This window comes from Natronomonas sp. EA1 (genome assembly GCF_051195035.1).
Taxonomy (GTDB): domain Archaea; phylum Halobacteriota; class Halobacteria; order Halobacteriales; family Haloarculaceae; genus JBNTJV01.
In genome coordinates this window covers 273989-294410 of sequence record NZ_JBNTJV010000001.1, presented here as the reverse complement: position 1 = coordinate 294410, position 20422 = coordinate 273989, and the positions used below count along the sequence as shown (strand labels likewise).

24 protein-coding genes are annotated in these 20422 nt (G+C 67.6%); 10 read left to right on the top strand and 14 right to left on the bottom strand.

What is annotated here, in order from left to right; genetic code table 11:
* Positions 1-23 precede the first annotated feature (23 nt).
* The 6 genes from ACQUQR_RS01585 to ACQUQR_RS01560 all read left to right on the top strand — a co-directional run bounded on the left by ACQUQR_RS01585 (position 24) and on the right by ACQUQR_RS01560 (position 5239).
* Positions 24-599, top strand: a complete 576-nt coding sequence (locus ACQUQR_RS01585) for a DUF655 domain-containing protein (RefSeq protein WP_435194201.1) — start codon at positions 24-26, stop codon at positions 597-599.
* 35 nt (positions 600-634) lie between these two features.
* Positions 635-1471 (top strand): 16S ribosomal RNA methyltransferase A, encoded by an 837-nt coding sequence (locus ACQUQR_RS01580; RefSeq protein WP_435194200.1) that lies wholly within the window; start codon positions 635-637, stop codon positions 1469-1471.
* Positions 1468-2556, top strand: a complete 1089-nt coding sequence (locus tag ACQUQR_RS01575) for a mechanosensitive ion channel family protein (RefSeq protein ID WP_435194199.1) — start codon at positions 1468-1470, stop codon at positions 2554-2556. The genes ACQUQR_RS01580 and ACQUQR_RS01575 overlap by 4 nt, the downstream gene beginning before the upstream one ends.
* Complete coding sequence (locus tag ACQUQR_RS01570; RefSeq protein ID WP_435194198.1) at positions 2549-3124, top strand: HemK2/MTQ2 family protein methyltransferase; 576 nt, start codon at positions 2549-2551, stop codon at positions 3122-3124. The genes ACQUQR_RS01575 and ACQUQR_RS01570 overlap by 8 nt, the downstream gene beginning before the upstream one ends.
* Before the next feature lie 61 nt (positions 3125-3185).
* The gene (locus tag ACQUQR_RS01565; protein WP_435194197.1) at positions 3186-4175 is read left to right on the top strand and encodes a 5-methyltetrahydropteroyltriglutamate--homocysteine methyltransferase; all 990 of its coding nucleotides are present in this window, start codon (positions 3186-3188) and stop codon (positions 4173-4175) included.
* The gene (locus tag ACQUQR_RS01560) at positions 4172-5239 is read left to right on the top strand and encodes a methionine synthase (RefSeq protein WP_435194196.1); all 1068 of its coding nucleotides are present in this window, start codon (positions 4172-4174) and stop codon (positions 5237-5239) included. The genes ACQUQR_RS01565 and ACQUQR_RS01560 overlap by 4 nt, the downstream gene beginning before the upstream one ends.
* An 8-nt stretch (positions 5240-5247) precedes the next feature.
* Here the strand turns inward: ACQUQR_RS01560 and ACQUQR_RS01555 are convergent, their stop codons facing one another.
* Entirely contained in the window at positions 5248-5427 is a 180-nt protein-coding gene (locus ACQUQR_RS01555) for a hypothetical protein (protein WP_435194195.1), read from the bottom strand.
* Positions 5428-5500: 73 nt separating this feature from the next.
* Here ACQUQR_RS01555 and ACQUQR_RS01550 point away from each other — a divergent pair, with 73 nt between their 5' ends.
* Positions 5501-5899, top strand: coding sequence for a hypothetical protein (locus ACQUQR_RS01550; RefSeq protein ID WP_435194193.1), 399 nt, complete (start codon positions 5501-5503; stop codon positions 5897-5899).
* Positions 5900-5911: 12 nt separating this feature from the next.
* Here ACQUQR_RS01550 and ACQUQR_RS01545 read toward each other — a convergent pair whose 3' ends face one another.
* The 4 genes from ACQUQR_RS01545 to ACQUQR_RS01530 are packed head-to-tail and all read right to left on the bottom strand — an operon-like array spanning position 5912 to position 11110.
* On the bottom strand, positions 5912-6913 hold the full coding sequence (locus ACQUQR_RS01545; protein ID WP_435194191.1) for a cytochrome b/b6 domain-containing protein: 1002 nt from the start codon (positions 6911-6913) through the stop codon (positions 5912-5914).
* Positions 6910-7275, bottom strand: a complete 366-nt coding sequence (locus ACQUQR_RS01540) for a hypothetical protein (protein ID WP_435194190.1) — start codon at positions 7273-7275, stop codon at positions 6910-6912. The genes ACQUQR_RS01545 and ACQUQR_RS01540 overlap by 4 nt, the downstream gene beginning before the upstream one ends.
* Positions 7272-7937, bottom strand: a complete 666-nt coding sequence (locus ACQUQR_RS01535; RefSeq protein WP_435194188.1) for a 4Fe-4S dicluster domain-containing protein — start codon at positions 7935-7937, stop codon at positions 7272-7274. Before ACQUQR_RS01535 ends, ACQUQR_RS01540 begins: the two co-directional genes overlap by 4 nt.
* The gene (locus ACQUQR_RS01530) at positions 7937-11110 is read right to left on the bottom strand and encodes a formate dehydrogenase subunit alpha (RefSeq protein ID WP_435194187.1); all 3174 of its coding nucleotides are present in this window, start codon (positions 11108-11110) and stop codon (positions 7937-7939) included. The genes ACQUQR_RS01535 and ACQUQR_RS01530 overlap by 1 nt, the downstream gene beginning before the upstream one ends.
* A 207-nt stretch (positions 11111-11317) precedes the next feature.
* On the opposite strand from ACQUQR_RS01530, the gene ACQUQR_RS01525 reads away from it, so the two are divergent.
* Both ACQUQR_RS01525 and ACQUQR_RS01520 read left to right on the top strand, forming a co-directional pair.
* Positions 11318-13354, top strand: a complete 2037-nt coding sequence (locus ACQUQR_RS01525; RefSeq protein WP_435194186.1) for a hydrogenase iron-sulfur subunit — start codon at positions 11318-11320, stop codon at positions 13352-13354.
* Entirely contained in the window at positions 13351-13983 is a 633-nt protein-coding gene (locus tag ACQUQR_RS01520; RefSeq protein WP_435194184.1) for a TorD/DmsD family molecular chaperone, read from the top strand. The genes ACQUQR_RS01525 and ACQUQR_RS01520 overlap by 4 nt, the downstream gene beginning before the upstream one ends.
* A gap of 6 nt (positions 13984-13989) precedes the next feature.
* On the opposite strand, the gene ACQUQR_RS01515 is transcribed toward ACQUQR_RS01520, so the two are convergent.
* Genes ACQUQR_RS01515 through ACQUQR_RS01490 form a run of 6 tightly spaced genes read right to left on the bottom strand, consistent with a single transcriptional unit; the run spans position 13990 to position 17256 of the window.
* On the bottom strand, positions 13990-14133 hold the full coding sequence (locus tag ACQUQR_RS01515; RefSeq protein ID WP_435194183.1) for a hypothetical protein: 144 nt from the start codon (positions 14131-14133) through the stop codon (positions 13990-13992).
* A 41-nt stretch (positions 14134-14174) separates the two neighbouring features.
* Positions 14175-14501: a hypothetical protein gene (locus ACQUQR_RS01510; protein WP_435194181.1), complete on the bottom strand. Its 327-nt coding sequence runs from the start codon at positions 14499-14501 to the stop codon at positions 14175-14177.
* Complete coding sequence (locus ACQUQR_RS01505) at positions 14495-14632, bottom strand: hypothetical protein (protein WP_435194179.1); 138 nt, start codon at positions 14630-14632, stop codon at positions 14495-14497. The genes ACQUQR_RS01510 and ACQUQR_RS01505 overlap by 7 nt, the downstream gene beginning before the upstream one ends.
* Complete coding sequence (locus tag ACQUQR_RS01500; RefSeq protein WP_435194177.1) at positions 14629-14877, bottom strand: hypothetical protein; 249 nt, start codon at positions 14875-14877, stop codon at positions 14629-14631. Before ACQUQR_RS01500 ends, ACQUQR_RS01505 begins: the two co-directional genes overlap by 4 nt.
* A gap of 31 nt (positions 14878-14908) precedes the next feature.
* A complete protein-coding gene (locus tag ACQUQR_RS01495) occupies positions 14909-15571 on the bottom strand; it encodes a DUF7124 domain-containing protein (RefSeq protein ID WP_435194176.1) in 663 nt (220 codons plus the stop codon).
* Positions 15568-17256, bottom strand: a complete 1689-nt coding sequence (locus tag ACQUQR_RS01490; RefSeq protein ID WP_435194175.1) for an aldehyde ferredoxin oxidoreductase family protein — start codon at positions 17254-17256, stop codon at positions 15568-15570. The genes ACQUQR_RS01495 and ACQUQR_RS01490 overlap by 4 nt, the downstream gene beginning before the upstream one ends.
* Before the next feature lie 74 nt (positions 17257-17330).
* On the opposite strand from ACQUQR_RS01490, the gene mobA reads away from it, so the two are divergent.
* The gene (gene mobA, locus ACQUQR_RS01485) at positions 17331-17942 is read left to right on the top strand and encodes a molybdenum cofactor guanylyltransferase (RefSeq protein ID WP_435194173.1); all 612 of its coding nucleotides are present in this window, start codon (positions 17331-17333) and stop codon (positions 17940-17942) included.
* Here mobA and yqeC read toward each other — a convergent pair whose 3' ends face one another.
* The 3 genes from yqeC to ACQUQR_RS01470 are packed head-to-tail and all read right to left on the bottom strand — an operon-like array spanning position 17943 to position 20385.
* Positions 17943-18665 (bottom strand): selenium cofactor biosynthesis protein YqeC, encoded by a 723-nt coding sequence (yqeC, locus tag ACQUQR_RS01480; protein WP_435194171.1) that lies wholly within the window; start codon positions 18663-18665, stop codon positions 17943-17945.
* 35 nt (positions 18666-18700) lie between these two features.
* Positions 18701-19006, bottom strand: a complete 306-nt coding sequence (locus ACQUQR_RS01475) for a hypothetical protein (RefSeq protein ID WP_435194169.1) — start codon at positions 19004-19006, stop codon at positions 18701-18703.
* Between the two features lie 41 nt (positions 19007-19047).
* On the bottom strand, positions 19048-20385 hold the full coding sequence (locus ACQUQR_RS01470; protein ID WP_435194168.1) for a selenium-binding protein SBP56-related protein: 1338 nt from the start codon (positions 20383-20385) through the stop codon (positions 19048-19050).
* Positions 20386-20422 lie beyond the last annotated feature (37 nt).

The following is a 20422-nucleotide window of genomic DNA, read 5'->3' as shown; positions in this document are numbered from 1 at the left end:
AGCCGCTCCTCTTATCACGTGACATGACTGACGCCGGTAGTGATGACACGGTGTTCGCGGTCGTGCTGGATTTCCTCCCGACGGGCCACCACGACGACTCGCGGCAACGGTACCGCCGCTCCCCCGTCGCGTACGCCCTCGGCGAGGAGGATTTCGGCCTCTACGAGCTGCGCTTCGAGGACGGGGCGAAATACGGCGTCGGCGACCGGCTCGCGGTCGACCCACCAGCGGATGACCTCGCGGAGACGGACCGCATCGCCTACGGTGACCTGACGGGCACCGCGCGCTCCGAGCTGGAGTACGCCGTCGACGAGCTGATCGACCGCGACGAGAAGCGCTTCGTCGACTTCTACAACGACGCCCAGCCCATCACGCTGCGGCTCCACCAGCTGAACCTGCTCCCGGGCATCGGGAAGAAACTGAGAAACAACATCCTCGACGCCCGGAAACGCAAGCCGTTCGAGTCGTTCGACGACCTCGACGAGCGCGTCTCTGGGCTCCACCGCCCGCGCGAGGTGCTCAAAGAGCGCATCCTCGAAGAGCTCTCCGATGCGGACCTCAAGTACCGCATCTTCGCGCGGCAGGCGAAACGAGAGTAGAACGCTTTTCACCGGGCGTCTCCAGGGTTCGAGCAGTGACTGAGCGACGTGACCCCGACGCGCTGGTCCGCCGGGCCGGCCGCGGTAACCCCGACCACGACCAGCATTTCCTCGTCGACGACCGCGTACTCGACCGCATCCCCGGGTACCTCCCCGACGACGCGGACACCAGCCACGTCCTCGAGATCGGTGGCGGTCCCGGCGCGCTCACCGACCGGCTCCTGGGCGTCGCCGACCGCGTGACCGTCATCGAACGGGACCGCGCCTTCGCCGCACATCTCCGCCGGGAGTTCACAAACGAGATCGACGCCGGGAGACTCACGGTGATCGAGGGGGACGCGCTCGACGTGCCGCTGCCCGAGTTCACCGCGTGCGTCTCCAACCTTCCGTACAGCGTCTCCTCGGAGATCGCGTTCCGCCTGCTCCCCGAGGGGAAACCCCTGATTCTGATGTTCCAGAAGGAGTTCGCAGAGCGGATGGCGGCCGAGCCGGCGACGGACGAGTACGGCCGGCTCTCGGTGACCGCGGGCCACTACGCCGACGTGGAGGTGGTCGAGCCCGTCCCGAAGGAGGCGTTCGACCCCGCGCCCGCGGTCGAGAGCGCCGTCGTGCGCGCGCTCCCGCGGGACCCCGAATACGAGGTCCCGGACGACGACTTCTTCCTCCGGTTCGTCACCGCGTGTTTCACCCAGCGCCGGAAGACGATGCGCAACGCGATCCGCAACACGGGCCATATCTCGAAGCTCGATGACCCGGACGCCGTGGTGGACGCGGCGCCCGAAGACCTGTTGCGGAAGCGCGCCGGGAAGGTGACGCCCGCTGAGTTCGCCGAACTCGCCCGCATCGCGTGGGAGGTGGGCGACCCCGCATGATACACGAGACGGTCATCAACGGGCCGCAGTACCTCACGACCGTCGCCATCGTCGGCGGGTATCTCACGCTCGCCTGGCTCACCTACTCCGCCGGGAAGCTGCTGAAAAGCCGGTTCGACGAGGACCTCACGGAGGCGTTACAGGCCGCGTTCCTCACGCTGACGGGGGTCGGAGCCGGCATCACGCTCGTACTCATCTGGGATGCGAGCGGTGACGTGGGCGATGCGCTCGACACCATCCAGTTCGGCGCGGACACCGGGGTGAAGCTGCTCGTGATGGGACTGGCGTTCGCGGCCGCCTACACCGTGACGCGCGTGACGAAACGGCTCGTCCGCATCGGTGACAGCCGCGACGCCATCACGAACCACCAGCGGGAGGTGCTCCACCACGTCGTCCAGATCCTCGTCTTCGCCCCCGCGCTTCTGTTCGCGTTCGCGCTGTGGGGGCTCAACCCCGCGAACCTCCTCGTCGGTGCCGGGGTACTCGGTATCGTCCTCGGGCTCGCGGCCCGCCAGACCCTCGGCGCCGTGCTCGCGGGGTTCGTCATCCTCTTCTCGCGACCGTTCGAGGTCGGCGACTGGATCCAGGTCGAAGACCAGGAGGGCGTCGTGACGGACATCTCCACCGTCAACACCCGGATCCGGACGTTCGACGACGAGATGGTGATGATCCCGAACGACATCGTCGCGAACACCACCGTGACGAACCGCTCGCGCAACGGCCGGCTCCGTATCGAGGTCCCCATCGGCGTGGACTACGACACGGACGTGGACCGCGCGGCGGAGATCGCACGGGAGGCGATGGACGGGCTCGACGAGATCATGGACGGCCGGAAGCCGGACGTGGTGTTCGACCGGTTCGGCGACAGCGCGGTCGTGCTCAGACTCCGGTTCTGGATCCGCGACCCGACCATCCGCCGGAAGTGGAACGCCCAGAACGCCGTCGTGGGTGCGGTGAAAGACGCCTTCGAGCGCGAGGGGATTACCATCCCGTTCCCGCAGCGCACCCTCTCCGGGCGCGAAGCGGGAGACGCGGACGGCCCGGAATCCGTCGTCCGCGAGGTCTCGGAGGGGAGCGATGAGTAAGCTCTCCGAGCTGCGCGGGGAGAACACGGCGGTCTACCAGCCCGCGGAGGACTCGGGCCTGCTCGCGAGCGCGGCCCGCGAGCGCGTCGGGAGCGACGACCGCGTGCTCGATGTCGGAACGGGCTCCGGCTGGGTCGCACAGCGGGTCGCGGAGACCGGTGCCGAGGTCGTCGCCTCCGACGTGAACCCGCACGCGTGCGAGCAGGCGCGCGAGCGCGGCGTCCCCGTCGTGCGCGCGGACCTCACCGAACCCTTCCGGACGGGGAGCTTCGACTGGGTGCTGTTCAATCCGCCGTATCTGCCCCTCGACGAGGAGGCGTTCCGCGACGACTGGATGGAGGTGGCGCTCACCGGCGGCGAGACCGGGCGGGAGGTCATCGAGCCGTTCTTAGAGGGTGTCGGACGCGTGCTCGCGCCCGGCGGGAGCGTGCTCATGCTCGTCTCCTCGCTCACCGACATCGAGGAGGTGGCCAGCTACGCGGACGACCAGGGGCTGGCAGCCGAGACCGTCACCGAGGAGTCTCACCCCTTCGAGCGGCTGGTGGTCCTCCGGCTGTGGCCCGCCTGATTACTGTAGAGCATTAACCGGGATAGCAAATATTAAAGAGCGGCATCCCAAAGCGAAGGTAATGACGGAGCTTGTCGCAACGACTCCTGGGCTGTTCCCCCTGCCCGACTGGGCGAAAGAACAGCTCTCCGACCTGAAGGGCCACCAGAAGTCCGACCTCATCAGCGGTGACGAGGGCGCAGACATCACGGCGGCCTACGAGAAGGGCCGTGCCGAAGTCATCGACCGCCAACAGCAGGCCGGGCTCGACCGCGTGGTCGAGGGCCAGCTGCGGTGGGACGACATGCTCGCGCACCCCCTCGCCGTCCACGACGCCGTGGAGACGCGCGGCATCGTCCGCTACTACGACAACAACAACTTCTACCGCGAGCCGGTCATCACCGAGGACCTCGGCTTCTCCGGCGACGTGGCCGAAGAGCTGGAGGCCGCAGCCGAGCTCACCGACGACCTGCAGGCCGTCCTCCCGGGGCCGTACTCGCTCGCGGACCTCGCGACGGACGAGTACTACGGCGACGAGCTCATCGAGGGCATCGCCGAGTTCCTCGAGGGTGAAGTGGAGGCGTTCCCGGACGTGGAGACGCTGTTCTTGCTCGAACCCTCGCTCGTCACGAACGCCCCCGGTGAGGGGGTCGACGAGCGCGCCAGCGAGGCCATCGACCGGGTGGCGGGCGCGACGGACGCCGACGTGGTCGTCCACACCTACTTCGGCGCCATCCCGGAGAAACCCTACGCGCACCTCATGGACGCGGACATCGACGCGGTCGGCTTCGACTTCGTCACCGACCACGAGACGAACCTCTACAACATCCAGGAGTACGGCACGAAAGACGCCGTTGCGCTCGGCGTCGTCGACGGGCAGAACACGCTGGTCGAGGAGCCGGAGACGATTCGCGAACGGATCGACTGGGTCCAGGAGAACGTCCCCGCCCAGAGCTTCGACACCGTCTACGCTACCTCGAACACCGAGCTGTTCTACCTGCCGGTGAACAAATCGAACGCCAAGCTCGACGCGCTTGCGAACGCCGTTTCCCTCACGGAGGCCGAACAATGACACGCGAACAGTTCCGACCCGCAGACCACCCGACCGACCACTTCCTGCTCACGACCGTCGTGGGCTCCTACCCGAAACCGAAGTGGCTGAACCGCGCGAAAGACCTCGTCGACGACGAGACGGCAGACTTCGAGGAGCGACACCTCGAGGAGGCCGAGGACGACGCCTCCCGGCTCATCACCCACGAACACGACCGGGCCGGCCTCGACGTCGTCGTCGACGGTGAGATGCGCCGCAACGAGATGGTGGAGTTCTTCGCCCACCGCATCGACGGCTACGAGTTCAACGGCCCGGTGAAGGTCTGGGGCCACAACTACTTCGACAAACCCTCCGTCGCCGACGAGGTCGAGTACGACGAACCGTGGCTCGTCGACGAGTTCGAGTTCACCTCGGAGGTGACGGACACCCCCGTCAAGGTCCCCATCACGGGGCCGTACACGCTCGCCAACTGGTCCTTCAACGAGGCGTACGACTCCGAAGAGGAGCTGGCCTACGACCTCGCGGACCTCGTCAACGAGGAGATCGAGAAGCTCGTCGAGGCCGGCGCGCGCTACATCCAGATCGACGAGCCCGCGCTCGCGACGACCCCGGACGACCACGCCATCGTCGGCGAGTGTCTCGAACACATCGCCGACGGGGTTCCGGAGGACGTCCGGCTCGGCCTCCACGTCTGTTACGGCGACTACTCGCGCATCTACCCCGAGATGCTGGAGTACCCGGTCCACGAGTACGACCTCGAACTCGCCAACGGCGACTACGACCAGCTCGACGTCTTCACCGAACACGAGTTCACGAAGGACCTCGCGCTCGGCGTCGTCGACGCCCACACCGCCGAGGTCGAGCCCGTCGAGGTCATCAAGGAGAACATTTTGAAGGGGTTCGAGGTCGTCCCCCCGGAGCGACTCACGATCTCGCCGGACTGCGGGCTGAAGCTCCTCCCGCGTGAGATCGCGTTCGGGAAGATGCAGAACATGGTGCAGGCGGCCCGCGAGGTCGAAGCGGAGCTCGACGCCGGTGAGGTCTCCGTCGGCTACGCCGGGACGGAAGCGCCCGCGGACGACTGAACGCGGGTTTAGACCAGCGTCCACGCCGTCGCCGCGAGGAACAGCGCCACGGCGGCGACCAGACTCAGGTTCGAGAGCGTCGTCTCCGTCCCCGTCGCGTCGCTGGTCCGGAAGAGGACGAAGGCCACTCCGAGGACGGCGACGACGACGGCGATGCCCGCGTACACGAGGTCGATAACTCCTGCCATACAGGCTATACGAACGCCGGCATGAAAAGCCTACCCCGCAACGGTAATGCGTCTCGCGTGAAAGGCTCTGACAATGCGACTCGAACTCCGCGTCTGTAAACACTGTTTCGAGGGTGAACACGGCAACCCACAGAAGGCCGCCGTGACGCAGGACATGGTGAAGTGTGCCCGCCGCGTCCGGGAGTACAAGGACCTCATCGGCCTCGACGCCGTCTACATCTCGATGGTCGAGGAGGGTGACGGCGGCGGCTCGGAGGCGCTCAACGTCATCGTCGCCAGCATCCAGAACGACCAGGTGGCGCTCACCGACACCCAGCTCGTGATGGAAGACGGCAACGGCAACGTCCTCGTCTACCCCGAACCGGAGGACGTCCTCGAGGTGCTCACTCGGAACATCGACCAGATACAGAACCAGACCCGCCAGGACGTGACGGTGGAGCTCTCCGAGGAAGGCTCTCGGCTCGTCTCCTAAAGAAAAGAGGAGTCAGTCGTCGCTCGGCTCGTTACCGCCGTCGGTGGCCGGCGTCGACCCCTGGCGCTGGCGCAACTGCTTCTCCCAGCGCACGCGCAGGACGTTCCCGTACATCGAGAGGACCAGCCCCGTGAAGAGGACGAAGATGCCCGCGTTGACGCCGATGGTGAGAAGCAGGCTCGTCGGCCCGCCACCCACCGTCAGCGCCTCGGGGACCGGATACCCCGAATCGAAGATGCTCGCCAACAGCACGGAGACGATGCCGATCACCGTGAGGACGCCGAACACCGTGCTCGCGAAGTGCCATGTCGGGGAGAGCTCGAGCCGCTCGATACCCGTCCCCTCGCCGTCGCCGTGGTGTTCCGGGATCATGCTGCGCGGGATGAACGCCTTCGTCTCGACGGGGTAGAACGCCGGGTGGAACCCGTGTTCGTAGATGTGGAACATCACCCCCATCAGCATGATGACGCCGAGCAGGCCGTGGAAGACGACGAACGCCGTCGCCGCGACCTTCGTCTGGAAGTACTGTGCGAGCCCCGTCTTGTTCCAGATGAGCAGCCCCGAGATGGCGAGCAGGGTGAGCTCCACCGAGAAGATGTAGACGACGCCCTTCCCGATGTAGGAGAGCAGCGGGATCTCGTCGGCCGTGCCGCCCGCGAACTGCCGGGCGTTGGGGTGGCGTTCGTCCGCCCGCCCCAGCACGAACTTGAAGTCCTGGATCATCGCCGTGATGTCCTCCTTCGTCATGATGACCTCCCGGAAGTTGCCGCGGCCGGTCGGGGAGATGAGCATCAGCGTGATCCAGAAGACGATGAGGGCGATGAGGCCGAAGCCGGCGAGCCGGTGGAGCGCCGCGACCCCGGTGTTCCCGCCCATGAGTTCGAGCAGCCACCAGAGCTCGTCGTTGAACATGATGGCGTAGCCGGTGAAGAACAGCGCGAAGACGTCCAGCGCCAGAAGCGAGTGGAACGTCGTCGTCATCCGGGTGAACTTCCCGTGGTCGAGATTGCTCATCGGTTCTCACCCCCGTCGGTGACGGCCTCGCCAGCGTTTCCGGGCTGGCGCATCCGGGCGGCCAGCCGGCGGAACGCGGCCCAGTGGACGAACACCATCGCGAGGATGAACATCCCCATCACGAAGTCCGCGAGGTGGATGGCGAAGATGAGGAACTTCAGGCTCCCCAGCTCGTTGCCGGCGACGAAGTCCGCACCGACACCACCGCCGGCGACGGTCGGCTGAATGCGGAACAGCACCTCGTAGAACGGGCCGAACCCCGCGGCCCACCAGATGGACAGCACCGCCACGGCCACACCGACGACCGCGGCGATGAGGATGGACGGCCCGGAGTAGCTCCGGGTTTCGGGGAGCTCGCTCATCTGAACGCACCGGCGTCGTCGCCGAAGATGATCTCCATGGCCTGGTCGTTGAAGAACGTGCCCGAACCGCGCTTCTCCAGCTCGTCCGCGATCTCACCGGAGGTGCCCACGAGGATGGCGTCGGTCGCACACTCCTCGGCGCAGGCGGGCCCTTTGCTCACGTCCTGTCGCTCCTCGCACATCGTACACTTGTCCATCGTGCCGCCGGTCCCGAAGATCGCCGCCGAGCCGTCGTTTGCCTCGGGGAACTGCGGGGCGCCGAACGGGCACGCGGACAGGCAGTACTGACAGCCGATACACAGCGAGTCACGCACCTCGACGAACCCGTTGTCCTTCTTCAGGAGTGCGTCCGTCGGGCAGACGGAGACACAGGGTGCGTTCTCGCAGTGGTAACACTGCATCGGGATGGAGGTCTCGCCGGGGCTCTTGCCCTCCTGCAGCGCCTTCGCGCTGTGGGCGTTCAGCCCGTCTGCGGCCTCCTTCCCCTCCAGCATGGTTGCGATACTGATCCGCTGTTCGTCGGGTGAGATGTCCCAGGTCCGCTTGCACGCCACGACGCAGCCGCCGCAGTCGATGCAGGCCTCCACGTCGGGGAAGATGCGAGCACCCTCGCCGGTGCTCATCACGCCCTGGCCCATCACCTCTTTATTTTCTGTTGACATTATTGCACCGTGGTGTTATCCCGCACGTCGAAGTCCTTCTGGGAGCCGATGCCGTTCCGGTCCTGCGGGAAGTCGATGAACTCCATGTTGAGCTCCTCGATGCGCGCGGGCGTCGCCTTCTCCAGTTTCACCATCCCCGCCTTCGTCTCCTGCATCTGCGTCTCGACGTCGTAGCCACGCGAGGTGATGATGTTCACGCTGTCCCCGATGGCGTACGGCGCGTGCCCGTCGGGGTACTGGTCCTCCAGCGACTGGCCCTTGAAGACGCCACCCCAGTGGAACGGGAGGAACGTCTCCTGGTCGTTCGGGCGGTGGGTGACCCGTGCCTTCACGAGGATCGAGCCGCGGTCCGTCGTGGAGACGATGATGAGGTCACCTCCGTCCACGCCGAGCTCCTCCGCCCGGTTGGGCGTGATCTCGGCGTACATGTGCGGCTGGAGGTCCGCCAGGTAGATGTTCGAGCGGGACTCCGCGCCACCGCCCTGGTGTTCCACCTGGCGACCGGAGGTGAGGATGGTGTCCATCCCCTGTTGTTTGATCTTCCGTGTCGCCTCCTCCTGGACCGTCGCGTTGTTCTGGTCCAGCCGGTAGAAGTTGGTCTGCTTCCCGTTCGCCGGCCACTGCTCGACGAGATCCGGCCGCGGGCTCTCGATGGGCTCGCGGTGGACCGGCAGCGTGTCGATGAAGTTCCAGACGACCCCACGCGCGCGGCCACGCCCCGTCGGCGCGTCCGGCTGCTTGTAGTCGTACTGCTCGTAGAACGCCTCGTCGTAGTCCGTCCCGTACTGCTCGTTCATCGCGACGGCGGTGTCGTAGACCGATTTGGTGGGGTCGAGCGCGTACTCGTACGGGAGCGTCAGCTGGTCCGGGTTCGACAGGTCGTCCGGCAAGGTGGTGGCGAAGCCGGGGTACTGTGGCACCCCGCGGATCGGGCCGCTGCCGTCCCACCAGTCGGGGTCGTAGGGGTCCCGCAGCATGTTGAGCCCCTCCTCACCCTGCTCGTCGAACGTCTGTTGCATCGGGTACGGCTTGTCCGTCGCCATCGCGTCCCACTCGTCGGGCGTGGGCGCTTGCACGCCCCAGCGGGCACGGAAGTCCTGGCCACCCTCGTTGGGGTCGAGGTCGTCGTTCCAGATGATCGGCGTCCCGGGGTGTCCCTCACCCCAGCACGGCCACGGGAGCTGCCAGTACTCGCCCGACACTTCGAGCCCCTCGACCTCGCATTTGAGGTTCTCCGTCGAGAACGCGTAGTCGTACTCGCGCTGTTTCTCGAGGCGTTCGGGGTCCTGGATGTAGCCGATAGTCCGGACGCCGATGTTGATCTCCCGGAGCGCCTCCTGGTAGGTCGACTTCCCGTTGTACAGCTCGGGGCCGGCCCCCCAGTCGAAGTGGGCACCCATCCCGAGCTCGTCGGCGAGCTCCTGGATGATCTGCATGTCCGGGCGCGTGTTGTGCGACGGCGGCCGGACCGGGTCGGACCACTGGACCGACCGGTGGGAGTTCGTCACCGACCGGTGGTGCTCGTACTGTGAGGACGCCGGGAGGAGGATGACCCCGTCCTCCCGTTCGGGCATCACGGAGGCGACCGACGGGAACAGGTCCACGATGACGAGCAGGTCGAGCTGCTCCATCGCCCGCTTCATCTTCGTCATCTCGCTGATGGAGTTCGAGGAGTGCCCCCAGAAGAACGCCGCCCGCACCTGATTCGGCTGGTAGATCGGCGTCTCGTTCAGCCGTTCGGACTGGTCGAGGCCGGCCTCGAACCACCGGGCGACCGTGAGCCCCTTCTGGAACATCATCGACCGGTCGTTCGGGAACGTCTCGTCGTACTCCTCCTGACCGGACTGTGCTAAGAACTTCCCTTCCGGCATCAGGTCGTACTTGTCGTACAGCTCCTCGAAGGTGATCTCGCCGCTCGTGTACGGGCTCTTCGACCAGACGTCGGCCCAGTACTGCCACGAGCCGGGGGAGTTCACGGAGTAGTAGCCCGGCAGGATGTGGCTCGCCACGGCGAGGTCCGTCGCGCCCTGGACGTTCGAGTGGCCGCGCATGACCTGGAGGCCGCCGCCGGAGTGGGCGGCGCCACCGCACGCCAGCGAGAGGATGGCGTACGACCGGATGTTCTGCGTCCCGTTGTTGTGCTGAGTCCCGCCCATCGCCCACTCGATCTGGACGTTGGGTTTGTTCTCGATGATGGTGTCACCGAGCTCGCGCAGGTCGGCCTCCGAGAACCACGTGATGTCGGCGACCGTCTCGAGGTCGTAGCGGTCCAGCTCCTCGCGCACGTCCGGCCAGCCCATGACGCGCTCGGAGAGCATCTCCTCGTCCAGCTCGTCCTGGTCGCGGAGATACTTGATGAGCCCCATCATCAGGGCCACGTCCGTCCCGGGGCGGATGCGGTAGAAGTCGTCGGCGTGCGCGGATGTCTTCGTGAACCGCGCGTCCACGGAGACGACCGTCCCGCCGCGTTTCTGCCCCTCGAGGATGTGCTGCATCGCGATGGGGTGGGCTTCGGCGGGGTTCTGCCCGATGATGATGTTCAGATCGAAGTTCCGGTAGTCGTTGATGGTGTTCGTCATCGCGCCGTAGCCCCACGTGTTCGCGAGGCCGGCGACGGTCGTGGAGTGACAGATCCGCGCCTGGTGGTCCACGTTGTTCGTCCCGAACAGCGACGCGAGTTTCCGGAACGCGTACGCCTCCTCGTTGGCGTGGTGCGCGCTCCCGAGCCACATCACCGAGTCCGGGCCGGACTCCTCGACGATGGTGTCGAGTTCGTCCGCGATCTTCGCGTACGCGTCGTCCCACGAGATCTTCCGCCACTCACCGTCTACCTTCTGGAGCGGATGTTTCAGCCGCCGTTCGGAGTGTTCCGACCCGTAGATGGCCGCCCCCTTCGAACAGAGCGACCCGTTGTTGATGGGGTGTTCCTGCCACGGTTCCTGCCCGACGAAGGCGTTGCCCTTCCGCTCACCTTTGAACCCGCACCCGACGGCGCAGAAGTTGCAGATGGTCTTCGTCAGTTCACCTTCCGTATCCGTCCCGTCGACCTCGCCGTCGTTGGCGGCAAGCGCCTGTCCCGCGCCACCACCACCCAGCGCGACTGCGCCGGCCAACGCGCTCGCTTTCATGAACGAACGCCGGTCGAGGTCCAGTGAGACTGGTTCCGCACTCATTGTTCTGTCATACCCGATTGTGCTCCGTTATCCACGGTTCGTCCGTTGTTAACGGTTCTCTCATTACCACTCACTAACACTATAAATAACCAACGTCCACCCGGATGATCAAAATCGCACGCAGCGGCAGTTCTCTCCGGCATCTACATATCAGGAACGCGGGAGGAGGGGGAAGGCATAACTGTGTCCTGTTGGACTGGCTCATCAATGAACGTCGGGGCATTCGTGTGTTCGTGCGGGGGTTCCTGCGACATCGACCTGGAGGCGACCCGCGAGGGTGTCGACGGCGTCGACGTCGTGGCGAGCTCGGAGCTCCTCTGTCAGAGCGGGCTCGACGGCATGGCACACGTCATCGAGGAGTACGACATCGACCAGGTGATCGCTACCGCGACGAGCGACTCGTGTAAGCGACGCATCCGGGCCCAGACGGCCGACTCCGGCCTCCACCCGGACGCGACGGCGTTCGTCGACCACCGGGAGGGTGCCGCGTGGGTCCACGAGCCCGAGGCCGCTCAGTCGAAGATCTCCCGGCTCATCGACGCCGCGAACGTCGGGCTCGAACACGAGGCGGTCTCCCGGACCGTCTCCCACGAGGCGGGCGACCACGTCGCCGTCGTCGGCGATCTGGAGTTCGCGCGCACCATCGCGGACGACGCGGACGTGACGCTCATCGCCGAGGGCCGCGACTTCGCCGGCGAGGAGATCCCCGAGTCGGTCACCCTCCAGCGCGGGCGGGTGATCGGGGTCGACGGCTCGTACGCTGAGTTCCACCTCACCGTGCAGGCCGGCGTCACCGACGACTGCATCGACTGCATGAAATGCGTCGAGGAGGGGCCGGAGGGGGCCGTCACCGCCCGGCCCGTCGACGTGGCTCCGGTCGCCGACGGGGGCTGGACCGACTGCTGTCCCACGGACGCCATCGAGCCCGGCGAGGTGACGATGACCGTCGAGGCGGACCAGGTGGTCCACCCCGGGAGCGACCGCGCGACCCGCGGCGGGCGCGTCGGCTACTACACCGTCGCCGACGCCGGCACCGTCGCCGCGGTGGAACACCACCTCGGCGGCATCGAGAAACCCCAGTTCCTCGATATCGACATGGAGATCTGTGCCGCCGGCGCGTCGAGCCAGGAGGGGTGTACCGAGTGTACCGACGCCTGCCCGCACGACGCCGTCGGACGGCCCACCGTCGACTCCGTGGAGTTCGACCCCGTCGCCTGCCAGAACTGCGGGGCCTGTACGAGCGCCTGTCCCACCGGGGCCGTCCAGCTCCGCGAGCCCTCCAACGAACGGCTCGCGCGCGAGGTGGAGACCCTCGTCGCCGACGACGGGCTCGACCCGGTCGTCGCGTTCGTCTGCTCGGAGACCGCGGCGGAACGGCTCCGCGAGTACGGCCGCCGCGCCGGTGCTGGCGAGGATATCTCCTACCCGCCGGTGCTCCCCGTGCGCGTGAACTGCACCGATACGGTCGGCGAGGGGCACCTGCTGCACGCGCTCGCCGCCGGTGCCGAAGGGGTCGCCATCGTCGGCTGCGGCGACGCCTGTCTCCACTCGGGACCGGACCCCAAAGCCGAGCTCGTCGAGCGGGTCAACCGGGCGACCCGCGACCTGGGACTCGGCGAGCGCGTCACGTTCCTCGCCCCCGAGCGGGACCCGAGCGGGTTCACGGAGTCGCTGACGGCGTTCGCCGATGGCCTCGACGCCTCGCCGATACCCGTCGGCCACGAGGCCGAGGCGTTCACCACCCACGCGTGGGTCATCGAGAGCGTGCGCGCCATCGGCGAGCACGTCACCCCCGAACGGGATGTCATCCGTGGCATCGAGTCGGTGGGCCGCGTCTCCGTCACCGAGGCGTGTAACCTCACGCCGACCTGTTCGACGCTCTGTCCCACCGACGCCCTCCGGCGGACGGGCGAGGGTGAACTCCAGTTCAACCACTCGGAGTGCGTGAACTGCGGCGTCTGTGAGGACGGCTGTCCGGAGACCGCCATCGAGGTGGACGGCGGGCTCGACCTCTCGCTGCTCCCCGAAGCGAACGACGGGGAGGCGTGGACCACGGTTCACGAGGGCGAGATGCTGGAGTGTGTCCGGTGTGGCAAACCCTTCGCGAGCAAGGCGACGACGGAGAAGATTCAGAGCGAGGTGGGCGACCTCGTCGAGGGCATCGCGCCCGACGGGAACCACAGCATCTTCGAGTACTGTGGCGACTGTCGCCCGCGGCTGCTGTTCGGTGGTGATACCCGATGAACGACGACGACATCTACACGGCACGGCTCGAGTTGGTCGATTTCCCCATCGAAGTGTTCTGGGACACCCCCCGCGAGGAGTTCATCGAGAAGCTGCTCGCCGGCGACGTGCTCATCCCCGAGAAGGACGTCAACGAGCAGCTCACGACGGGGTTCCGCCACCTCCGGTCGTTCATCGACGACCACGAGGGAGAGGACCCCGCGGCGGTGGCCGACGACCTCGCGGGCGAGTACACCCGCCTGTTCGCGGCTCCGCGCCCGCCCGTCCTCCCGCACGAGACCTACTACCGCGACGACACGGACCTGCTGGGGGAGGGGCTCGCGGAGGTGGAGGCGAGCTACGCCGCGGCCGGCTGGAAGCGCCCCGAGGAGTACCCCGAGGAGAGCGACTTCATCGCCGTGGAGCTCGCCTTCCTGCGGTGGGTCATCGAGCGCCAACAACAGGGCCAGGAGGAGGCGTTCGGCTACGAGCGCGTCTTCCTCGACAACCACCTCTTGGGCTGGAAGGACGCGTTCCTCGCGGACCTCGTCGACAACACCGAAGAAGACCTGTTTCTCGCCGCCGGCTACGTGTTCGCAGGGCTCGTCGAGTTCGAAGACGAGCTCGTCGCACAGATGGTCCCGAACTAAAACCGATTACTCCTCGTCGTCGAAGGAGATCTCGCCGTCGGTCTCGCCGGGGTTGACCTCGTGCGGGCCGATCTCGTACTCCCAGACCTCATAGCCCTTGTACGATTCGAGGCCGCCCTTCGGCCGCCAGCCGCTGTCATCGTGTGCCATACGCTCACGTACCGGGGCCTCCTGTATAAACGTTGACCCGATCAGACCTCGGCGTCGGCCTCCACTTCCTCGAGGAAGACGCGCGCGAAGAGGTCCACGTGCAACGAGAGCACCGCCGCCTCCGAGAGCCCCGTGGACTCCGACTGCGCCGCGAGCAGTCGTTCGAGCTCGTCGGACGGATACAACACCAGCTCCTCCCCTTCCACGTCGAACGCCACCTCGTGGGAGCCGGAGACGAGGTGTTCGATCTCCAGGAGCGCCTGCTCGGCTTTCGTCTCCAGCGCCTCCTGTTCGTCGAGCATCCGGTAGTCGCCCCACTCGACGGCCGCGTCCATGAACCGGTCGCTGACGGGGACTCGGATCACCATTGTTCGTCCTCGAAGGCGACGGACCAGGTGGTCTGCTCCTCACAGTCCGGACACTCCTGTCGGAGCGACGACGCGCCGAACACGGAGAGGTTCGCCATCACGCCGCAGGACTCACACTCGAAGTAGGTCATTCCCAGGGCTCTGGTGCCGGCCCCTCGCTGCCGAGTTCACCGAACAGCGTGACGAGCAGCGCGAAGATGCCGAGCATGGCCAGCAGGCCGATGACGCCGGCGGTCATGCTCTGCCCGACGAACGGCTCGCCGGCGGCACTCATCTCGTCGAACACGGAGAAGGCGGTGACGACGAGCCAGATCACGCCCAGGAGCACACCCATGGTCACGACCCGGGACTGTGACAGTGCGGTTTTCATTGCCATACCACGGACCTCTCGGCCGACAATCAAAAACTTAACCCGACTCCTCGAGCGTCCAGTCCGCCTTCGCCGCGGCCTCGGCGATGGGGATGAACTCCCAGCCCGCGGCCTCGGCGATGGACTCCTCCTCGGGGTAGCCGATGACGACCATGCGCTCGGCGTGGAACATCGAGTGCTCGTCGATGGACGCGAGCCGTTCCGCCGCCTCGGTGCCCGCGCCGTTGAAGAAGTCCGCGTCGATGGTGTGGTCCCGCTGGAACTTCTGGATGACGTGGGCGGGCACGTCGCCGACGATACCCACGTACTCCCCCCAGTTCTTGGAGTCCGCGACGGCCGCCGCCGGCACGTCCACCGACGAGAGCGCGCGGTAGGTGAACGCCGTCGTCATCCGCGCCGTCGGGGTGTCGCCGTGGGCCGGCGCGCCCGCGAGCGCCCGTTTCCCCTCCCGCGACTCCGCCGTGGTGCCGCCACCGCCACCCGACTCCCGGGGGATGCCGACCGGCTTGTCCTCGTTCTCGCGGGGGACCCGCGGCACCCGGTTCTCGGCGACGGGGGAGTCCGTCTCGGACTCGGCGTCGGCGACCGCGGCCGGTTCGTCCGCCGGGTCACCCTCGCCCTTCCAGAACCAGTCGCCGCGCTTCCGTTCTGTCGTCTCCTCCTGTACGTCGATCTCGTCGAGGTCGATGGTGTCTGTCATAGCTCCTGTAAGTCAAGCCGTTCTCGCGTCGCGGCCGTCGGGACCCCCCGTTCGTCCCAGCCGCGCCGGTCGTAGTACGCCTCGAGCAGCGCGTCGAAGTCCGCCGGGAGGTCCTCGGGGTCGATGGCCGCGGGCAGACAGTCGTCCGCCCGGGTGAACCCCTCACGGACGTTGAACAGCCGAACGAGCGTCCAGACCCGTTCGCCGACGGTCGCGAGGTCGTCGTGGGGGGCACCGACGGCCTCCAGCCACTCCGCGCCGTCGTCCGTCAGCGTCTCTCCCGTGAAGTCGTCGGCGACGAGGCTCCAGCGCACGGACCGGGTGTCCTGTGCGTCGGCAACCGCGTCGGCGGCCGTCTCCGGGTCCCACGGCCCGTCGAACACCTCGCGTTCGACGGGTCGGGCGCGTCGGTGACAGCCACCCCGGTCGGAGGTGGCGTACGCGAGCGCCATCGACGCCGCCCCCCGCGGGTCGTACGCGGGGAGTTCCATCCCCTTCACCGTCGCGGCGAACGCCTCCCCGCCGAACCGGTCGGTGGCGGCGTCGACCCCGTCCGCGAGCGCGTCGCCGAGGGCGCTCTCCCGCGTCGCGATCTCGGCGAGAAGTGTCCGGGCCCCCTCGGGATCGCCGAACGCGACGGGTCGGTCGAGGACATCCGCATCGCTCGCGCGAGCCGCCCACGCGACGGCGTTCCCCGCGGAGATGAGGTCCATCCCCAGTCGGTTACACTGCTCGCCCAGCTCCGCGACGGCGTCGAAGTCGTCGATGGCGAGCCCCGCACCGAGCGTCATCGCGGTGGCGCCCCGGGGGACGGACTCCCCCGCGCCGGTCTCCACGCGGAACCCACCGGGGATGGCCCCATCGTGCTCACGGTCGCTGGCGGCGGCACGGACGGCCTCGATACCCACCGCACCGGCGCCCTCGAACCCGCGTTCGGCGAACCCGCGCGCGGCGAGCACCCCGGTCTGCTGGGCGAAATCGACGGTCTCGAGGGTGCCGGAGGCCGCGTGCCAGCGGCCGGTGTGGTCCTCGCGGTAGCGCCGTTCGTACTCCTCGCGGAGCGACTCGAACCCGGATGGCGGCTCGCCGCGGGCGACGACGGCCTTCAGCCGTTTCGCACCCATCACGGCGCCGGCGCCGCCTCGCCCCGCGTGGTGCTCCGCGTCGTCGGAGGCGATGGTGGCGTAGGCGACGCCGTGTTCGCCGGCCGGGCCGATACACGCCACGGCGCCCTCGTGGGCCCGGCAGGTCGACGCGGCGTCGGCCCCCCACTCAGTCGCCGCCTCGATACTCGCTTCGCCGTCCTCGACGACGAGCCGGACCGGCTCGTCCGCTTGCCCGGTGACGAGCAGTCCGAGATGCGGGCCGAGCGCGCCCGCGAGCATGAGCGGGAACTCCCCGCCGGCGTACGAGTCGAGGAACGTCCCCGTCAGCGGCGATTTCGTCACCGCAGCGTACCGGGCCTCACCGGGGAGCAGCCCCGACACCGGCCCGAGCATGAACGCGAGGACGTTCGCCGGGGCGAGCGGGTCCGTCCCCGGGGACAGCTCCTCGTAGAGGTAGCGGGCGCCGAGTCCCTTCCCCCCGAGGTAGCGACGACGCCACGCCTCCGGAACCGGCTCGCTCTCGACGGTGCGCGCCGAGAGGTCGGCCCGGAGCAGGCGGTCCGGTGCGGTGCGTGTCATTCATTCACGCAACTCCGTCCGAAGTGGTAAAACTTCCTCCCAAGGTTATTCTCCCCTCCTTTCCGAGTGAGGGTATGCCCACGGGCGTCATCATCGCTGGCGGTCGCTCCACCCGGTTCGGCGAGGCTGACAAGGCCGTCGCTCCCCTCGCGGGGGTCCCGATGATCCGGCGCGTCGCCGACCGACTCGTCCCCCTCGTGGACGCCATCGTCATCAATGGGCGACCCGACCAGCGCGAGGCCATCGAGGCCGCCCTCGCCGACCTCTCGCTCCCCGTCAGCTACGCCCCCGACGAGACGCCGGACGAGGGGCCGATGGCGGGTATCGGCACCGGACTGAGGGCCGTCGACACCGAGTACGCCGTCGTCGTCGCGTGTGACATGCCGTTTCTCGACCGCGGGGTCGTCGAACTGCTGTTCGAGCGCGCGGCCGGCCACGACGCCGCCGTCCCCAAACTGGACGACGGCTGGTATCAGACGACGCAGGCCGTCTACCGCGCCGACGCGATGGCCGACGCCTGCGAGCGCGCGGTCGCCCGCGGCGACCGGAAGATTCTCGCACCCCTCGAGGAGCTCGACTGGGTGGTCATTTCGGAGGCCGAGTTGGAGTCCGCTGGCTCGCTGGAGAGCTTCCGGAACCTGAACACGCAAGCGGAGTTCGAGCGGGCGGAGACGGAGTTCGCGTAGCTACTCGAGAACGCCGACGAGTCGGCCCTCGTCCATCTTCGTTATCGCCACGCGGTCGATTCGGTCAGTCCGGGCGAGCGCCGCCTCGCCGATTTCGAACGCGATACCGGTGCGTTCGGCGTCGTCGGCCATGTTCACCACGGCGACGACTGTCGCGTCCCGGGGGATATCCTTCAGCCCTCCGCGCTCGCTGGCGAGCACGGTCGCCACGTCCTCGGCGGTGAGCTCGTCGCCGACCGCCTTGTCGAGCAAGTCCGCGACCAGCGCTGGCCGGTGGACCCGGTCCTCGTCGAGTGGCTTCCCGACCACACGGGCGCTGGCCACGGGGAGAACGGTGTCCGCACCCGCAGGGATGCGCGGTTCGTGCTCGTCCGGGGCCTTCAGCCACCGGGTGCGGGCGCCATCAGCTTTGACGAGGACCGCCCCGGCGTCCGTCCCCGCGAGCGGGTCGATCTGGTCGGGGTCGAACCCCGCGTAGCGGTCGGGGCGCTCCCGCTCGGAGACGACGCCGACCGGCCACGCCGTCGTCGCCTCCACGGCGTCGAACGGGTCGTCGGTGACGACGACGCGCGCCACCTGCTCGTCGAAGATGGGGATGCGAACGGTCGCGGTGACGACGGCCCGCTCGACCCGGCCGGCGAGCTCGTACAGCGTCGTCTTCTTGCCGCCGGCACCGACGACACAGACGATTCCGTCCACGGCCAGCGCCTCGACGAGGTCCATGGGCGGACTGCGAACGGGGTGGAGAAAAGGGTTCGTTACTCGGAAGCGTCTTCGTCGGCGTTCGCGGTAGCGAGCTTCGTCGCCTCCGTCTCGGCCCATGCTTTCAGCTCTTTTTCGAGTTGTTTCCCCGCACCGCGGCGTTCGAGCGCGATGGTCACCACCGCGGCGACGAAGATGAGGACGCCTTTCGCCCGGATGGCGTCGAGATACCACTCCTTCGGTTCGAGAGCCTCGGGGTTCTCGTAGCCCGAGAGCAGCACCTGTTCGACGGGACGGAGGGATTTTCGAGGAGCGACCGCCATGGCCAATCCGAACAACGCGAAGAACACGCGGCTGAACATGGGAGCACTAGATCCCCCGTTCGCAAAAAACCCAGCAGGTTCTACACCCACACGTCGGAGGTGCAGTCGGCATCGGGCCACCGGATCTCGTGGGCGCGGGCCACGCCATCGGAGAGTCTCCCGAAATCCACACAGAACTCCGGGTCGAGCGTCATCGTCCCCGCGCTCGGGTCCACGTCGGCTTTCACCATGACGGAGCCCGCGGTCCCTTCCTCGGGGAAGAACTGGTCGTCCCACGAGGAGTAGAGCGAGGTGGTCCAGTAGAGCCGTTCCCCGTCAAGCGAGCACTGGAGCATCTGCGGACCGCCGTGTACGGTCCGAAGGGGGTGGTCGGGACCGAAGCGCCCACCCAGATGGACCGTGTCGACGTGTCGGGGGTGTGCGGGGTCGGACACGTCGTACATCCGGACCTCGCCGTGGAGCCACGCGGAGACGAACAGATACCGGTCGTCCATCGAGAGGAGGATGTCGGTGAGGAGTGCGGGCGTCGGCTTCCCCTCGAACTCACGGGCCGGAACGTCGATCACGGGGTCCGCACGCCAGTCGCCGCCGTCCTCGCGGAGATACCAGACCTGTCCGGACAGTGCGCAGGCGACGTACGCCTCCGCGCGCTCGGGGTTGTGGAAAAAGCGCACTTCGAGCGGGAGCGACCCCGAACCCATGTCGAACGTCTCGACCACCTCCTCGGCGTCCCAGTCCCAGACCCTGACCTCACGGCCGAACTCGTCCAACCGGGTGGGGTCGAACCCCTGCTGGTAGACGTTCGGGTTGGCCCACGCCGTCGAGAGCATGGCGTTCTTCCGGGGCTGGTACCAGAAGTCGTAGTTCATCGGGACGCGCTGGCCCCACCGGCCCGAGACCTGCAGCGACTCGTCGAGGGTGAGAAAGCCACCGGGACCGTCCCCCTCCTCGTTCCCCAGCATCGAGACGATGACCTGCCCGCCGGGCGCACAGTGGACCGTGTGGGGTGCGGACAGGTCCTCTGCGAGGACATCCTCGGGGTCGACGACGTGCGAGCGTTCCGGGTGACGCTCGTCGGCACAGTCGACGACGTAGAGTCTCGAGGTTCGATTGCCCGGCACGACGAGATACCGGCGTTCGAGCCCGCTGTGACAGGAGGAGGAGCAGGCCGACCAGCCGAAGTGGTGGAGTTCGTCGCCGACGCCACAGTCGACGCGGTCGATGACCTGCTGGTAGGTCTCCGACCGCGGGTCGACGTCCACGACGGCGAGGAGATCCGGCTCCCCGGCCGCGGGCGTTCCCACCCGGGGGCACGCGACGTACGCGACGCGCTCGCGCCGCCCGCGCGTGGCCGCGGCTCCGGGACTCGCGTACATCGTCCGGTCGCTGTGCGCGTGGTCGTGTGCATCCGTATCCATACCCCCTCTTGGTGCGCTGACAGCATAGCGCACACGC

Coding starts and splice junctions, on each gene's coding strand:
- mobA (WP_435194173.1), top strand. CDS start 17,331: ATGCCCACGGGCGTCATCATCGCTGGCGGTCGCTCCACCCGGTTCGGC.
- ACQUQR_RS01540 (WP_435194190.1), bottom strand. CDS start 7,275: ATGAGCGAGCTCCCCGAAACCCGGAGCTACTCCGGGCCGTCCATCCTC.
- ACQUQR_RS01550 (WP_435194193.1), top strand. CDS start 5,501: ATGCGACTCGAACTCCGCGTCTGTAAACACTGTTTCGAGGGTGAACAC.
- ACQUQR_RS01515 (WP_435194183.1), bottom strand. CDS start 14,133: ATGGCACACGATGACAGCGGCTGGCGGCCGAAGGGCGGCCTCGAATCG.
- ACQUQR_RS01585 (WP_435194201.1), top strand. CDS start 24: ATGACTGACGCCGGTAGTGATGACACGGTGTTCGCGGTCGTGCTGGAT.
- ACQUQR_RS01575 (WP_435194199.1), top strand. CDS start 1,468: ATGATACACGAGACGGTCATCAACGGGCCGCAGTACCTCACGACCGTC.
- ACQUQR_RS01470 (WP_435194168.1), bottom strand. CDS start 20,385: ATGGATACGGATGCACACGACCACGCGCACAGCGACCGGACGATGTAC.
- ACQUQR_RS01505 (WP_435194179.1), bottom strand. CDS start 14,632: ATGACCTACTTCGAGTGTGAGTCCTGCGGCGTGATGGCGAACCTCTCC.
- ACQUQR_RS01545 (WP_435194191.1), bottom strand. CDS start 6,913: ATGAGCAATCTCGACCACGGGAAGTTCACCCGGATGACGACGACGTTC.
- ACQUQR_RS01500 (WP_435194177.1), bottom strand. CDS start 14,877: ATGGCAATGAAAACCGCACTGTCACAGTCCCGGGTCGTGACCATGGGT.
- ACQUQR_RS01535 (WP_435194188.1), bottom strand. CDS start 7,937: ATGTCAACAGAAAATAAAGAGGTGATGGGCCAGGGCGTGATGAGCACC.
- ACQUQR_RS01475 (WP_435194169.1), bottom strand. CDS start 19,006: ATGTTCAGCCGCGTGTTCTTCGCGTTGTTCGGATTGGCCATGGCGGTC.
- ACQUQR_RS01525 (WP_435194186.1), top strand. CDS start 11,318: ATGAACGTCGGGGCATTCGTGTGTTCGTGCGGGGGTTCCTGCGACATC.
- ACQUQR_RS01495 (WP_435194176.1), bottom strand. CDS start 15,571: ATGACAGACACCATCGACCTCGACGAGATCGACGTACAGGAGGAGACG.
- ACQUQR_RS01555 (WP_435194195.1), bottom strand. CDS start 5,427: ATGGCAGGAGTTATCGACCTCGTGTACGCGGGCATCGCCGTCGTCGTC.
- ACQUQR_RS01520 (WP_435194184.1), top strand. CDS start 13,351: ATGAACGACGACGACATCTACACGGCACGGCTCGAGTTGGTCGATTTC.
- ACQUQR_RS01510 (WP_435194181.1), bottom strand. CDS start 14,501: ATGGTGATCCGAGTCCCCGTCAGCGACCGGTTCATGGACGCGGCCGTC.
- yqeC (WP_435194171.1), bottom strand. CDS start 18,665: ATGGACCTCGTCGAGGCGCTGGCCGTGGACGGAATCGTCTGTGTCGTC.
- ACQUQR_RS01560 (WP_435194196.1), top strand. CDS start 4,172: ATGACACGCGAACAGTTCCGACCCGCAGACCACCCGACCGACCACTTC.
- ACQUQR_RS01530 (WP_435194187.1), bottom strand. CDS start 11,110: ATGAGTGCGGAACCAGTCTCACTGGACCTCGACCGGCGTTCGTTCATG.
- ACQUQR_RS01570 (WP_435194198.1), top strand. CDS start 2,549: ATGAGTAAGCTCTCCGAGCTGCGCGGGGAGAACACGGCGGTCTACCAG.
- ACQUQR_RS01565 (WP_435194197.1), top strand. CDS start 3,186: ATGACGGAGCTTGTCGCAACGACTCCTGGGCTGTTCCCCCTGCCCGAC.
- ACQUQR_RS01490 (WP_435194175.1), bottom strand. CDS start 17,256: ATGACACGCACCGCACCGGACCGCCTGCTCCGGGCCGACCTCTCGGCG.